General features: G+C 69.5%; 15 protein-coding genes and 1 tRNA gene. 4 read left to right on the top strand and 12 right to left on the bottom strand.

The genetic code is table 11. From position 1 onward, the window contains the following. Positions 1–86 precede the first annotated feature (86 nt). A complete protein-coding gene (locus ACYVO6_RS31770; RefSeq protein ID WP_461067189.1) occupies positions 87–557 on the bottom strand; it encodes a PPOX class F420-dependent oxidoreductase in 471 nt (156 codons plus the stop codon). 70 nt (positions 558–627) lie between these two features. On the opposite strand from ACYVO6_RS31770, the gene ACYVO6_RS31765 reads away from it, so the two are divergent. Next, entirely contained in the window at positions 628–1017 is a 390-nt protein-coding gene (locus ACYVO6_RS31765; RefSeq protein ID WP_461067187.1) for a hypothetical protein, read from the top strand. A gap of 82 nt (positions 1018–1099) precedes the next feature. Here ACYVO6_RS31765 and ACYVO6_RS31760 read toward each other — a convergent pair whose 3' ends face one another. Together ACYVO6_RS31760 and ACYVO6_RS31755 are read right to left on the bottom strand one after the other, a co-directional pair. Continuing rightward, complete coding sequence (locus tag ACYVO6_RS31760; protein WP_461067418.1) at positions 1100–3484, bottom strand: MFS transporter; 2385 nt, start codon at positions 3482–3484, stop codon at positions 1100–1102. Positions 3485–3594: 110 nt separating this feature from the next. Then, on the bottom strand, positions 3595–4059 hold the full coding sequence (locus ACYVO6_RS31755) for a MarR family winged helix-turn-helix transcriptional regulator (protein ID WP_461067185.1): 465 nt from the start codon (positions 4057–4059) through the stop codon (positions 3595–3597). Positions 4060–4392: 333 nt separating this feature from the next. On the opposite strand from ACYVO6_RS31755, the gene ACYVO6_RS31750 reads away from it, so the two are divergent. After that, the gene (locus tag ACYVO6_RS31750) at positions 4393–4587 is read left to right on the top strand and encodes a hypothetical protein (protein WP_461067183.1); all 195 of its coding nucleotides are present in this window, start codon (positions 4393–4395) and stop codon (positions 4585–4587) included. Between the two features lie 61 nt (positions 4588–4648). On the opposite strand, the gene ACYVO6_RS31745 is transcribed toward ACYVO6_RS31750, so the two are convergent. Then, positions 4649–5425: a hypothetical protein gene (locus ACYVO6_RS31745; RefSeq protein ID WP_461067181.1), complete on the bottom strand. Its 777-nt coding sequence runs from the start codon at positions 5423–5425 to the stop codon at positions 4649–4651. Between the two features lie 207 nt (positions 5426–5632). On the opposite strand from ACYVO6_RS31745, the gene ACYVO6_RS31740 reads away from it, so the two are divergent. Beyond that, on the top strand, positions 5633–6535 hold the full coding sequence (locus tag ACYVO6_RS31740) for a S1 family peptidase (protein WP_461067179.1): 903 nt from the start codon (positions 5633–5635) through the stop codon (positions 6533–6535). A 137-nt stretch (positions 6536–6672) separates the two neighbouring features. Here ACYVO6_RS31740 and ACYVO6_RS31735 read toward each other — a convergent pair whose 3' ends face one another. The 7 genes from ACYVO6_RS31735 to ACYVO6_RS31705 all read right to left on the bottom strand — a co-directional run bounded on the left by ACYVO6_RS31735 (position 6673) and on the right by ACYVO6_RS31705 (position 10889). Then, the gene (locus ACYVO6_RS31735) at positions 6673–7578 is read right to left on the bottom strand and encodes an RNA polymerase sigma factor SigF (RefSeq protein WP_461067177.1); all 906 of its coding nucleotides are present in this window, start codon (positions 7576–7578) and stop codon (positions 6673–6675) included. 244 nt (positions 7579–7822) lie between these two features. After that, positions 7823–8668 (bottom strand): RNA polymerase sigma factor SigF, encoded by an 846-nt coding sequence (locus tag ACYVO6_RS31730; protein WP_461067175.1) that lies wholly within the window; start codon positions 8666–8668, stop codon positions 7823–7825. A gap of 200 nt (positions 8669–8868) precedes the next feature. Continuing rightward, positions 8869–9048, bottom strand: a complete 180-nt coding sequence (locus ACYVO6_RS31725; protein ID WP_461067173.1) for a hypothetical protein — start codon at positions 9046–9048, stop codon at positions 8869–8871. A 172-nt stretch (positions 9049–9220) separates the two neighbouring features. Further along, positions 9221–9305: transfer RNA gene (locus ACYVO6_RS31720), tRNA-Ser, on the bottom strand. Positions 9306–9378: 73 nt separating this feature from the next. Beyond that, positions 9379–9810 (bottom strand): tRNA adenosine(34) deaminase TadA, encoded by a 432-nt coding sequence (tadA, locus tag ACYVO6_RS31715; protein WP_461067171.1) that lies wholly within the window; start codon positions 9808–9810, stop codon positions 9379–9381. Positions 9811–9857: 47 nt separating this feature from the next. Beyond that, the gene (locus ACYVO6_RS31710; RefSeq protein WP_461067416.1) at positions 9858–10406 is read right to left on the bottom strand and encodes a tRNA adenosine deaminase-associated protein; all 549 of its coding nucleotides are present in this window, start codon (positions 10404–10406) and stop codon (positions 9858–9860) included. Positions 10407–10736: 330 nt separating this feature from the next. Continuing rightward, positions 10737–10889 carry a hypothetical protein gene (locus tag ACYVO6_RS31705; protein WP_461067430.1) on the bottom strand — a complete coding sequence of 51 codons (153 nt, stop codon included), beginning with the start codon at positions 10887–10889 and terminating at the stop codon, positions 10737–10739. A gap of 471 nt (positions 10890–11360) precedes the next feature. On the opposite strand from ACYVO6_RS31705, the gene upp reads away from it, so the two are divergent. Next, positions 11361–11996, top strand: coding sequence for a uracil phosphoribosyltransferase (gene upp, locus ACYVO6_RS31700; RefSeq protein ID WP_033321467.1), 636 nt, complete (start codon positions 11361–11363; stop codon positions 11994–11996). Positions 11997–12029: 33 nt separating this feature from the next. On the opposite strand, the gene ACYVO6_RS31695 is transcribed toward upp, so the two are convergent. Then, the gene (locus ACYVO6_RS31695; protein WP_461067169.1) at positions 12030–12677 is read right to left on the bottom strand and encodes a LytR C-terminal domain-containing protein; all 648 of its coding nucleotides are present in this window, start codon (positions 12675–12677) and stop codon (positions 12030–12032) included. Positions 12678–12733: the final 56 nt, after the last annotated feature.

Below are 12733 nucleotides of genomic sequence, written 5' to 3'. Positions count from 1 at the left end.
GATACGACTTGTCACCCCCCCTGGCGGGGGGTCTGGGGGCGTAGCCCCCAGTTTCAGGAAGGGGCGGGCTTGGGGAAAGGAACCCCCTACTCCTGCGGAGCCAGCCGCGCAGGGAAGCCGCCGGTCGCGACCGGCCCCCACCGCACCGGGGTGACCCGGATGATCGACTTGCCCTGCTTGAGCATCGCCGAGCGGTACTCGTCCCAGTCCGGGTGTTCGCCCGCGATGTTGCGGTAGTACTCCACGAGGGGCTCGACCGAGTCCGGGGGGTCGATGACCTCGGCCGTGCCGTCGATCTGGACCCAGGGCCCGTTCCAGTCGTCACTCAGGACGATGAGGCTGACCCGCTCGTCGCGCTTGGCGTTGCGGGTCTTGGCGCGCTCGGGGTAGGTCGAGACGACGATACGGCCCGCGTCGTCGACACCGCAGGTCAGCGGCGAGCCTTGAGGGCTTCCGTCGGTCCGCCGCGTCAGCAGGATGGCGCGGTGGCGGGGGCGTACGAAGTCCAGCAGATCGTCGAGGGAGACGGAGGTGTTCGTCGCTATGTTCGGTGCCATGGAGGCAGCCTAGGGCGAACGGAAGCCGAACGCCTGACGCGTGAGGTGGCAGGGCCCTACCCTGACGGACATGGCAGCCGGCGACCTCAGCCCCGACGAGCAGTGGCCGCTGCCGCCCGCCTGGATGTGGGACTGCGCCGAGTGCGTCCGGCTTTACGAGGCGATGAAGCACGTCCAGGCGGTCATCGCCGGACTGCACGCCACCGAGGGGTACGACGTCGACTGGGACTTCACGGACAGCGTCGTGGGCACGCAGATCAGCCTCAGCCGGCACCTCGCCGACGCCCACCCGCAGGAGCTGCCCGACTGGGACCCCGCCTGCGCGACCTGCGCGAGCCACCAGCAGGCCCTCGCCAGAACGGACCGCGCGCCCGACCTGCGCGCCGGAACCGTCATGGTGGCCGAGGAACACCGGGCCCGCCACCTGTTCTCCCCACCCCGCATGGTCGGCCTGATGTGACAGGGCTGCGCAGCGCGGTGAACCGGCCCGTGGTGCGCGCCTGAAGCTCAGGATGCGCGCCCCACGGGCCGTGGCTCTCCAACTACTCGCCGGGATGGCCGAGTTCGATGTCGTGGTCGTCGACACCGCGCCCGTTCACGGTCAGCGCCGTGGCCACCGGCGGGTAACCCGTCGCGATGACGGTGTACTCCCCGCTGTCCAGATCGGCGAAGGCGTACGCTCCGTCCTCTCCGGTCGTGGCGGTGGCGACCACGTTGCCCGCCGCGTCGACGAGCGTGACCCGGGCATCGGCGAGCGGCCCGTGCGGCGCCCGTACGGTGCCACGCAGCCGGGCGCCCGCCGTCAGGTCGATCTCGACACGGGTGACACCCGTGCCGCCGACCTCGACCGGCAGCGCGGCCGGCCGGTGACCCGCCGCGTTCACCGCGACGGTCACGGTGCCCGGGACCAGCTCGGCGAAGTCGAACTCGCCCTGCTCGCCGGTGTTTCCGGTGGCCAGCACATCACCGCGTACGTCCGTGACGACGACCACGGCGTCCTTGACGGGCGTACCGGTCTCGGCGTCCCGCACCACACCGCCGAGTCCGCTCGTACCGCTCACGAGGATGTCGTACGAAACCGGCTCGTCGTTCACGACGATCGTCGAGGCCTGCGGCTGGAACCCGTCGGCAGAGGCGATCAGGACGTACGACCCCGTCCCCGGCGCGTCCAGCGCATAACCACCGTCCGCGTGCGTGACCGAGCGGCCCAACTGCCGTCCCCCGAGGGAGATCAGCGTGACGGCGGCGCGGGCGACGGGCGTGCCTTCGGCACCGCGTACGCACCCGCGCACAGGAATGTCACCACCCGAGCCACCGGATTCCGCGGCGTCGTCTGTCGCGGCAACAGGGCCCGTCTGCTCGACAGAGACTTCCTGCTCAGCCGGAGCCGGAGCCGCAGTCGGAGCCTCGGCAGCCAGCGCCATGGCGCCCCGTGTCCTCAACGGAACCTCCTTGATGAAGAGGGCCATGAGGAGGGCGAGCAGTGCCAGCGGCGCGGAGTACAGGAAGACGTCCGCGACCCCGTGCCCGTACGCGTTCTCCACGACCGTACGGACCGGCGCGGGCAGCGCGCCGAGGTCCGGGATGCTCCCGTCGCCCGTGCCGGCGTGCCCGAAGGACGCGGCCTGTGAACCGAGACCCGCGAGGCCGTCCTTGACGTAGTCGGTGATCCGGTGGGCCAGGACCGCGCCCAGCGCCGAGACGCCCATGGCACCGCCGAGGGACCGGAAGAAGGTGACCGTGGAGCTGGCGGCGCCCAGATCGGTGGGGTCCACCTGGTTCTGCGTGCAGAGCACCAGGTTCTGCATCATCATGCCGACGCCGAGGCCCAGCAGGGCCATGAAGATCGCGATGTGCCAGTACTCGGTGTCGTATCGCATCGTGCCCAGCAGGCCGAGACCCGCGGTCACCAGCACCCCGCCGCCGATCAGCCAGCCCTTCCAGCGCCCGGTCCGGGTGATGACCTGGCCGGAGACCGTCGAGGCGACGAACAGGCCGCCGATCATCGGGATGGTCATGACGCCGGACATGGTGGGCGACTTGTCGCGGGCCAGCTGGAAGTACTGGCTGAAGAACACAGTGCCCGAGAACATCGCGACACCGACGAAGAGTGAGGCCAGAGAGGCCAGCGTGATGGTGCGGTTGCGGAACAGCCGCAGCGGGATGATCGGCTCGCTGGCCTTCGCCTCGACGAGCACGAAGAGCAGCCCGAGGACGATGGAGCCACCGACCATCGCGTACGTCTGCCAGGACAGCCACTCGTACTTGTCACCGGCGAAGGTCACCCAGACCAGCAGCAGGCAGACCGCGGCGGAGATGAGGAAGGCACCGGTCCAGTCGACCTTGACCTTCCGCCTGACGACCGGGAGGTGCAGGGTGCGCTGGAGCACGATCAGGGCGATGACGGCGAACGGAACGCCGACGTAGAAGCACCAGCGCCAGCCCAGCCAGCTGGTGTCGGTGATGACGCCGCCGACCAGCGGGCCGCCGACCATCGCGGTGGCGAAGGTGGCGCCGAGGTAGCCGTTGTACCGGCCGCGCTCCCGAGGGGCGATCATCGCCGCCATGATGATCTGGGCCAGCGAGGACAGCCCGCCCATACCGATGCCCTGCACCGCGCGGAACGCGATGAGCGTGCCGGGATTCTGCGAAAGGCCGGCCGCAGCCGAGCCCAGCACGAAGATGACGAGGGCCACCTGGATCAGCAGCTTCTTGGAGAAGAGATCGGCGAGCTTGCCCCACAGCGGGGTGGATGCCGTCATCGTCAGCAGCGACGCGGTCACCACCCAGGTGTAGGCGCTCTGGCCGCCGCCGAGGTCGCCGATGATCCTGGGCAGGGCGTTGGAGACGATCGTCGACGACAGGATCGCGACGAACATGCCGAGCAGCAGCCCGGTCAGTGCCTCCATGATCTGCCGGTGCGTCATCGGAGCGCCGGGAGTGCTGTCGGGGGAGCCGCCTCCTGAGTGCTTGGCATGAGAGCCCCGCACAGCGGTCGGTGCGGTCGTGGCCATGGTCTTCCTTTTCTTACGTTCCGTCATGTCACGTCTGGTGCGGGGGTGGACGCCGCCGGCCGGCAGTCGTCGAAACTGGCACGCAGCCGTCCGAGCAGGGAGTTGAGCTGCTCGACCTCGTCGTCGGACCAGTCCCCCAGGTAGTGGGCGAGCGCCCGTGTGTACCGCTCGGCGATCTCGGCGAGCATGTCCCGCCCCGCGGGCGTGAGCCGCAGGATGCGCGACCGTTTGTCGGCGGGATCGGGGGACCGGTCGATCCACCCGCGCTCCGCGACATGAGCGACGTGCCGACTGGTCACCGACATATCGATGGCCAGCAGCTCCGCCAGCCGGCTCATCCGCATCTCCCCGTGCCGCTCAAGGAGCGCGAGCACGGCAGCGGCCCCCGCAGGACACTCCTGCGGCAACACCCGCCCGAGCCCCCGCTTCACGGCCCCGATGGCACTGAGCTGCCGGGCCAGCTCCTCGTACTGATCTTGAGCGGCCATCACACTCTCCTTCGTTGCTCTAGGCAACCATAGAAGTGTTTGGTTGCTACAGGCAAATGAAAGGGGGTGGGGTGGCCTTAAAACCTTGGCAAAGGGGGAGCGGGGCGCCACGGCGGGGAGCGGCCGGCCACTGCGGGGAGCGGCCGGTCGCTTTGGAGCACGGTCCAGGCACAATCGGCCCGTCCGGCGCTTGAGGACGAGGCCGTTCAGGCCGACAGAGGGGGCCGAGGGCGAAGCCCCCGTGACGGCGACACCAAGTCAGGGTGGCCAGCAACAGCAGACGGCACCCCCAGCACTTGGGCAAGCCGGAGGCATTCGCTAGGGTCCAGGGCCATGGCAAACACCCAGGGCCCCCAGGGCAACAACGACCCCGCGGGCAGCACCCAGATGTTCCGCGCCTTCGTCGACGAGGGCCCGCAGGGCCGCCGCCAGCAGGCAGCCCCGGCAGGCCCCCGTATCGGCGTGATCGTCGCTGTGATCGCGGCCGTCGCGATCGTGACCGCCGTGGCCTGGCTCGCGTTCATGTAACTCGGGTACGGCACTGACTCCCGTACGCCAGTAAGTCCCGTAACTCCCGTACGCCGGAGCCCTACTCCCACCGCACGGACACGTCACGCGTCTCGATGTGCATGCCCAGCGGCACGCGCCACGCGTCGACGCACACCGTCCAGGTCTTCTCCTTCCGCGCACCGGCGCCGACCGGTGCGGGAAGCTTCTCGGCCGACTTGATCGTCGCCCAGTCGATGCCGAGCGCGTCGATGATGTGCGTCTCGAAGGTCACCGTGCCCGAACGCACCGCGCTGCCCCCGGTGTTGTGGAAGTCGAGGGTGACCTTTTCGCACCAGCGCTTGTCGGTGGGTGCGCGTTCGGGGTCGCTCACGTTCAGCGCCGCGGGCGCATCGGGCGCCGTACCGCTGCCGCTGTCGCCCTCGCCCGCAGACGACGAAGGCGCCGGACTCTCTTCCGTACGCCCCTCCGCGGGTCCTCCCGTACGACCGGAGCCGCCCTCGTCCCCGGGCGCGCCCCGACCCGCGGAGGCGGAAGGACCAGGCGCCGGTTCCGTGCCCGGCTCCTGGGCTCCGCCGGGACCAGCGCCATCGGGCGCACTCTCCGAACTCCCGCCTCCCTCAGCGCCCTCGGAGCCCGGCGCCCCGTCCAGCGGCACCAGCGACACCTCCCCCGTGGGATCCACCGCCGCACCGGAGGCCGGAGGCGAACCACCGGCCGCCCCGACCGCGACGTACCCGTCGTCTCCGCTCCCGCCGCCCCCGCACGCGGCGAGCACCCCGCCCAGACACACCACAACCGCCGCCGAGGCACCGGCCACGGCGCCCCGGCGGCCACGTATCCAAGTCACCTGACGCATCGCGCCAGTGTGGCTGACGGGACGTCAGATAGAAAGAGACGGATGAGCATTGAGTGATCCCGCGAGTGAACCTCCGCCCCGTGTATCCCGTCTGACAGAACGCCATGCCACTTCCGTCGGGTGACTCCCTTGCGGTTCAGGCAAGTTGGGGCGCGAGGGTGCGTCCGGCCGGGGTGGTTCGTTCAGCGTTTTTGGAGACACCCCCACATGCGTCTTTCCCCCCATTCCCCCACTCGCAGAACAGCGGCCCGGCGGATCACGACCGCCGCGCTCGCGGCCGGTGCGGCACTCGGGCTCGCCGCCTCGTCCGTCGGAACGGCCCACGCCGCGGATTCGGCGGACCGGGGCCGCCCGGGCACCCGCATCATCGGCGGCACCGAACAGCCCGACGGCAAGCACCCGTTCATGGCGGCGCTGCTGGCGAAGGGCACCGGCAACCCCCACGACCGGCAGTTCTGCGGCGGCAGCCTGCTGGAGCCCGGCATCGTGATGACGGCCGCGCACTGCGTCGAGGGCACAAAGCCCAAGGAGATCGAGACCGTCGTCGGCCGGACCGTGCTGTCGAACAAGAACCAGGGCGAGCTGCGGAATGTCGCCGAGATAGTCGTCCACCCCCGCTACGCCAAGGGCGAGGGGGCGTACGACCTGGCGCTTCTGATGCTGGAGGAGCCCGTCGAGGGCGTCGCCCCGGTCAACCTGCCGACCGCGGGCACGGACGCGCTGATACGTCCGGGCGCCAAGGCCACGGTCATCGGCTGGGGCAACACCAACACCGAGGTGACGAACTATCCGGACCGGTTGCGCGCGGTGGACGTGCCGATCGTGTCGCACATCGAGTGCAAGGCGTCGTACCCGCAGTACGACTCGAAGGTCAACATGTGCGCCGGCGTCGAGGGCAAGGACTCCTGCCAGGGCGACAGCGGCGGGCCCATCTTCCGCAAGCTGCAGGGTCGCAAGGGCGTGTTCCAGGTCGGCATCACGTCGTACGGCGACGGGTGCGCGGCGCAGGGGGCTCCCGGCGTGTACACGTACACCGGGTCCGCGAAGCTCTGGGACACGTTGGAGGAGTCCGCGGCGGGTAAGCGGGCCATGCGCCTACTCGGTCGCTGAGAGGACGGGGAATGCGGGTCGTTCGTAGGCTGCGGGCCGTCTGTGGCTGGTCGCGCAGTTCCCCGCGCCCCTAAGGGCAGTTGTCCGGCGCCCCTTAATAAGGGGCGCCGGACAACTGCCGGGACTTCCAAGCCCGCCTAGTCCGAGATGAGCCCCTCGCGCAGCTGTGCCAGCGTCCGCGTCAGCAGCCGGGAGACGTGCATCTGCGAGATGCCGACCTCCTCGCCGATCTGCGACTGCGTCATGTTCGCGAAGAAGCGGAGCATGATGATCTGGCGCTCGCGGGGCGGGAGTTTGGCGAGCAGGGGCTTGAGGGACTCGCGGTACTCGACGCCCTCCAGGGCCGTGTCCTCGTAGCCGAGGCGGTCCGCGAGGGAGCCCTCGCCGCCGTCGTCCTCGGGGGCCGGGGAGTCGAGCGAGGATGCCGTGTACGCGTTGCCGACCGCCAGGCCGTCGACCACGTCCTCCTCGGACACGCCCAGTACGGCGGCGAGTTCGGGCACCGTCGGGGAGCGGTCCAGCTTCTGGGAGAGCTCGTCGCTCGCCTTCGTCAGCGCGAGCCGCAGCTCCTGGAGCCGGCGCGGAACGCGGACCGACCACGAGGTGTCGCGGAAGAAGCGCTTGATCTCGCCCACGACCGTCGGCATCGCGAACGTCGGGAATTCCACGCCCCGTTCGCAGTCGAAGCGGTCGATCGCCTTGATCAGGCCGATGGTGCCGACCTGGACGATGTCCTCCATGGGCTCGTTACGGCTGCGGAAGCGGGCTGCCGCGTAGCGCACGAGGGGGAGGTTGAGCTCGATGAGGGTGTCTCGGACGTAGGCGCGCTCCGGGCTGTTCGCGTCCAGTGCGGCCAGCCGCAGGAACAGGGAGCGGGACAGGGTGCGGGTGTCGATGGCTTCCGAGGTCCTGGGGGCCGGGGCCGGGAGGGCCGGGAGAACCGGCACATCGACAACCGGTACATCGACACTGTGAAGCACGTCGGGCGCGGACTCGCTCTGCGCGAGTGTGAGCACCTTCGAGCTGCCCTGATCTGCGGACATGCCACCCCCTTTGGGTCGCGGACGGTCGCGGCGGACGCTCCCGTCGAAGGAACGCAGCCTCCACCTGAATACCGGAGGCGGAGCTGCGGCAAACGCGCTTCCGGAAGAATGTCACATGTCGGCAACACGCTGTAGTGACTTGTCGACACTGAGAGGGGCAATCGGCCCTGGATAAAGGGGGTCTGGCCATTTTTCGTCGTAGAACTGTCGGGAAATGGCCTTAAGGGTGATTCGCTCCGGCGGGTTATGGCTCGATCCTGTTTGCGGATCGCAGGCGGGCGAAGCTTCGGGCGAGCAGCCTTGACACATGCATCTGGGAGACGCCCAGTTCGTCACTGATCTGCGACTGGGTGAGGTTGCTGTAGTAGCGCAACAGCAGGATCCGCTGCTCCCGTTCCGGGAGTTGGACCAGGAGGTGGCGTACGAGATCGCGGTGCTCGACTCCGTCAAGGGCCGGGTCCTCGTAGCCGAGCCGGTCGAGCAGGCCCGGCAGCCCATCACCCTCCTGGGCCGCCTCCAGGGAGGTCGCGTGGTACGAGCGTCCGGCCTCGAGGCAGGCCAGCACCTCCTCCTCCGCGATCCGCAGCCGCTCGGCGATCTCGGCGGTGGTGGGCGAGCGCCCGAACGCCGTCGTGAGGTCCTCGGTCGCGTTGTTCACCTGCACCCACAGCTCGTGCAGCCGGCGCGGTACGTGCACGGTGCGGACGTTGTCACGGAAGTACCGCTTGATCTCGCCGACGACAGTCGGCATCGCGAAGGTCGGGAACTGCACGCCCCGGTCCGGGTCGAAGCGGTCGATCGCGTTGATCAGCCCGATCGTGCCGACCTGGACGACGTCCTCCATGGGCTCGTTACGGCTGCGGAAGCGGGCGGCGGCGTAGCGCACGAGGGGCAGATTGGCCTCGATGAGCGCGCTGCGTACGCGGTGGTGCTCGGGCGTGCCCGGCCGCAGCTGCTTCAGCTCGCCGAAGAGCACCTGTGTGAGCGCCCGGGTGTCGGCACTGCGACGGTTCTCGGGGGCAGGCGCCGGGGCCTCTTCCTGGGGCGGCGCAGTACTGGCCGACACGGTCAACGCCACCTCTTTGTCCATCAACTCACGCAGGTCATGCAACTCTTCCGTCAAAAGCGGTCATAGCATCACAAAACATGTCCAGTATGTGCAAGCACTGCAAAGAGTGGTGTTGATTGCATGTTGGGCCATAAGGAGCATTTCAGCCCCACGCCATTCCGATGCGGGGCTGCATGAGGCGTCGTATGGCTGATCTTGGGGCTCAGTTCTTGGCCCCTGGCTCAGTCCTTGGCCCCATTGGCGAGCCACGTCATGAAGTCGCCGACGGCCTGAGCGGCGTTCGAAATACCCTCGAACCCCATTGTCATGTAGTCGCCGGCCTTGTCCGGGTCGGTGATGATCACGTACAGCACGAAGACCACGAGCACATAGATGGCGATCTTCTTCGAATTCACCGCCACCGCGGCCTCCCCTGTTGACCTGCTGCCCCGCCGGGCCCCGTGTTTGCCGGCGGTGAGTGTAACTCGGTCACTTGTCCTACCATCGTTCTTGCCTTCGACACGTCTCCCCACACACCCCGCACGCACTCCGCACACACGAAGGGCCCCGTCTCTCGACGGGGCCCTTCCGAAGCGGTAGCGGAGGGATTTGAACCCTCGGTGACTTGCGCCACACTCGCTTTCGAGGCGAGCTCCTTCGGCCGCTCGGACACGCTACCGGGAGAGATCCTAGCCCACATGGGGCCGTGCGCTGAAATCCGTATTCGGCCGCCGGTACGCGGGCGGGCCGGTTCAGCGGTCGCGGAAGAAGTCGGTGAGCAGGCGGGCGCACTCCTCGTCGAGTACGCCGCCGATCACTTCGGGGCGGTGATTGAGGCGCCGGTCGCGTACGACGTCCCAGAGGGAACCGGTCGCGCCGGCCTTCTCGTCGCGGGCGCCGTAGACCAAGCGGTCCACGCGGGACTGCACGATCGCGCCCGCGCACATCGTGCAGGGTTCGAGGGTCACGACGAGCGTGCAGTCCGTCAGCCGCCACTGGCCGAGCTCGGCGGCGGCGCGGCGGACGGCGAGGACCTCGGCGTGCGCCGTGGGATCGCCGGTGGCCTCGCGTTCGTTGTGCCCGGTGGCGAGCACCGTCGTGCCGTCCGCGGACAGCACGACGGCGCCGACGGGGACGTCCCCGCCCCGGACGGCCAGTTCGGCCTCGTCCAGGGCGAGCCGCATAGCGGCCCGCCAGCGGTCGCGTACGGGGTCGTGCGTTTCCTGAGCGTTCAGCGGACGGTCTCCAGGACCTCCGCCGCGCCCAGGACTTCGGCGATCTCGTTCAGTGCGTCGTTGCTTTCCAGGGCGAGCAGTTCCTTCTCGTCCACGCCGAGGTCGGCGAGGACTTCGCGGTCTCCGATGGGTCCGGCAGGGACGGCCTCGCCCGAAGCGGTGCCGCTGACGTCGTCAACGTCGTCGGAATCGGTCTCGGGATCACCGTCCTCCGTGCCGTCGAGGTCGAGGGAGTCCAGGTCGGCGACGTCGTCGTCGCCCGGCTCCCTTCCGAGCAGTTCGTCCGTGAGCAGGATCTCGCCGTACGAGCTGCGGGCTGCGGCGGCGGCGTCCGAGACGTAGATACGAGGGTCGTCCTCGCCGTCCACGCGGACGACGCCGAACCATGCGTCCTCCTGCTCGATGAGTACGAGCACCGTGTCGTCCTCGGTCGAGGCTTCGCGGGCCAGGTCGGCCAGATCCGACAGGGTCTCCACATCGTCGAGCTCTGTGTCGCTCGCTTCCCACCCGTCTTCGGTGCGCGCGAGCAGTGCGGCGAAGTACACCGTGACTCTCCCACTGGTCATAGGCGTGCCGGTTGGGGATCCCCCCGGCGGAGGTTGCGGACGGGGAGTACTGCGCCGAGCCCCGCCCACTCGGAATCGTGGCAGAAACAGAGCGTTCAGGAGAGGTCTTCGGCTCGCTGTGTCACGGTCGCGTCTTCACGGCCGTACGCGTGGCCCCTCACCTGGGCGCTCGGCGCCCGCCGTCAGCGGGATCGTACGCCGAGAAGAGGTCCGTCGCGCAACGGCTGCCCGGTGCCGACCCGTACGCCCCACCAGTGGCGCTCCGGTGGGATGTGTACGGGCCTGTACGCGTCTGGCGTGGCCCACCGCCTACCAGCGGAACGTGCGCATCCGCATGGCGTGCCGCAACCGCGCCGTCTTGGCCCGCCGCGGCTGCACCCGGTCCCGCAGCTCCCGCGCCTCGGCAAGGTCCCGCAAAAACTGCGCCCGCCGCCGACGCCGCTCGGCATCACTTTCGGCCACGCCGCCCACGCCTTCGGCGGCCGTTTCTGGCGGACCTGGCGGGCCTGTCGGGGAACTTCCGGCGGTGGTCGCGTACGGGTCGCTCCGCGAGGCGGCCCTGCGCGAGGTCTCCCGCGGAGGGCTTCCGGGGCGGGGCCGTGGCGCGGACGCTTCGGAAGTTTTCTGCGGCGTCGGCCAACTGGGGGGTTCGTGTGGTGCGGAGCTGCCCGCCGGCTCTCCCGCGGTTCCCTGACCGGAGGTCTCCCGCGGGGCGGAGCTGCCCGCCGCCCCCGTGGTGCCCCGACCGGAGGTCCCCCGCAGCGCGGCGCTGTTCGTGGGCCCCCGGCGTCGGTCGGAGGCCACCTGGTTCTGTTCCCCGTTTCGCATAGGTCACCACCCCAGTCCGTCCCTGCCACCTTCCCCCGGATGGGTGGTTTGATGCCGGTACGGGTTTGCGGGGGCGTGGGTGTGAGGCCCGGATACCCTGGTCGCATGCGTCTTCACGTCGTCGACCACCCTCTGGTCGCCCATAAGCTCACCACGCTGCGCGACAGGCGCACCGACTCCCCGACCTTCCGGCGGCTGGCCGACGAGCTGGTCACCCTGCTCGCCTACGAGGCCACCCGTGACGTGCGTACCGAGCAGGTCGACATCGTGACGCCGGTGGCCGGGACCACCGGCGTCAAGCTGTCCCACCCGCGCCCTCTCGTCGTACCGATCCTGCGGGCCGGCCTCGGCATGCTGGACGGCATGGTGCGCCTGCTGCCGACCGCCGAGGTGGGCTTCCTGGGCATGATCCGCAACGAGGAGACGCTCCAGGCGTCCACGTACGCGAACCGCATGCCAGAGGACCTCTCCGGCCGCCAGGTGTACGTACTCGACCCCATGCTTGCCACCGGCGGCACCCTCGTTGCGGCCATCCAGGAACTGATCAAGCGCGGCGCCGACGACGTGACCGCCGTGGTGCTCCTGGCCGCGCCGGAGGGCGTCGAGGTCATGGAACGCGAGCTGGCCGGCACGCCGGTGACCGTCGTGACGGGGTCCATCGACGAGCGGCTCAACGAGCACGGCTACATCGTGCCGGGCCTCGGAGACGCGGGGGACCGGATGTACGGGTCCGCCGAGTAGCAGCCGAACCGGGCCGAAGGCCCGGCTGACCGGCTAACAACCCTGCTTCGTCGGTGACGGCGTCGGCGTCGGCTTGGCCAGCGTCGTCATGGCCTTGTCGGCGTCCGCCTTCTTCGCCAGCGCCTTGAAGCCGGTGCCGATGATGAGGTCGACCTCGGCGGGCTTCGTACGGGTGTCGGTCTTCAGTTGGGCGTCGGCCAGCTGGGTGCGGAGCACGGGGAGCGCTGCGTCCGTGGCCGCAGCGGCACCGAGCAGTATCCCGGGACCCTTGACCTTCTTGTCGTACTCCTTCGTCGCGTTGCCCACCTCGCCGATCTTGAAGCCGCGTTTCTTGAGCTCGTCCGCGGTGTTCTTGGCGAGGCCGCTGCGGGGCGTGGCGTTGAGGACGTTCACGGTGATCTGGCCGGGCTTGGGGAGGGCCTTGACCGGCTGCTGTGAGGCGGACGGTGACGGCGAGGGCGTGCAGTCCGGTGCCGCGCCCACAGCCCCGGATTTGTCGCCACCGCCTGTGAACACGTCGATGAGCTGCACTGTCCCCCAGCCGAGCAGACCGAGGGCGGTGGCGGAGCCGACGACCGCGAACGCGAGCCTGCGGCGCCCCCGGTTGCGGCGCATCCGCGGGTATTTGTCTCCCGTGATTTTGTACTGGCCGCCCATGCCAGGGGGAGTCAGCATGCTCATGAGCGCAGCGTAGTGCGCCTGGGTGGCTATGCCTACTAGACGATCATTGCCCGGCG

It is taken from the genome of Streptomyces pseudoechinosporeus, assembly GCF_054783935.1.
This window is presented reverse-complemented; position numbering and strand designations above follow the sequence as displayed.

Bases quoted from the DNA above. Each gene is read 5' to 3' on its own strand.
- ACYVO6_RS31735 (WP_461067177.1), bottom strand. From the start codon at position 7,578: ATGTCCGCAGATCAGGGCAGCTCGAAGGTGCTCACACTCGCGCAGAGC.
- ACYVO6_RS31765 (WP_461067187.1), top strand. From the start codon at position 628: ATGGCAGCCGGCGACCTCAGCCCCGACGAGCAGTGGCCGCTGCCGCCC.
- ACYVO6_RS31745 (WP_461067181.1), bottom strand. From the start codon at position 5,425: ATGCGTCAGGTGACTTGGATACGTGGCCGCCGGGGCGCCGTGGCCGGT.
- ACYVO6_RS31755 (WP_461067185.1), bottom strand. From the start codon at position 4,059: ATGGCCGCTCAAGATCAGTACGAGGAGCTGGCCCGGCAGCTCAGTGCC.
- ACYVO6_RS31760 (WP_461067418.1), bottom strand. From the start codon at position 3,484: ATGACGCACCGGCAGATCATGGAGGCACTGACCGGGCTGCTGCTCGGC.
- ACYVO6_RS31740 (WP_461067179.1), top strand. From the start codon at position 5,633: ATGCGTCTTTCCCCCCATTCCCCCACTCGCAGAACAGCGGCCCGGCGG.
- ACYVO6_RS31695 (WP_461067169.1), bottom strand. From the start codon at position 12,677: ATGAGCATGCTGACTCCCCCTGGCATGGGCGGCCAGTACAAAATCACG.
- ACYVO6_RS31730 (WP_461067175.1), bottom strand. From the start codon at position 8,668: ATGGACAAAGAGGTGGCGTTGACCGTGTCGGCCAGTACTGCGCCGCCC.
- ACYVO6_RS31770 (WP_461067189.1), bottom strand. From the start codon at position 557: ATGGCACCGAACATAGCGACGAACACCTCCGTCTCCCTCGACGATCTG.
- upp (WP_033321467.1), top strand. From the start codon at position 11,361: ATGCGTCTTCACGTCGTCGACCACCCTCTGGTCGCCCATAAGCTCACC.
- tadA (WP_461067171.1), bottom strand. From the start codon at position 9,810: ATGCGGCTCGCCCTGGACGAGGCCGAACTGGCCGTCCGGGGCGGGGAC.
- ACYVO6_RS31750 (WP_461067183.1), top strand. From the start codon at position 4,393: ATGGCAAACACCCAGGGCCCCCAGGGCAACAACGACCCCGCGGGCAGC.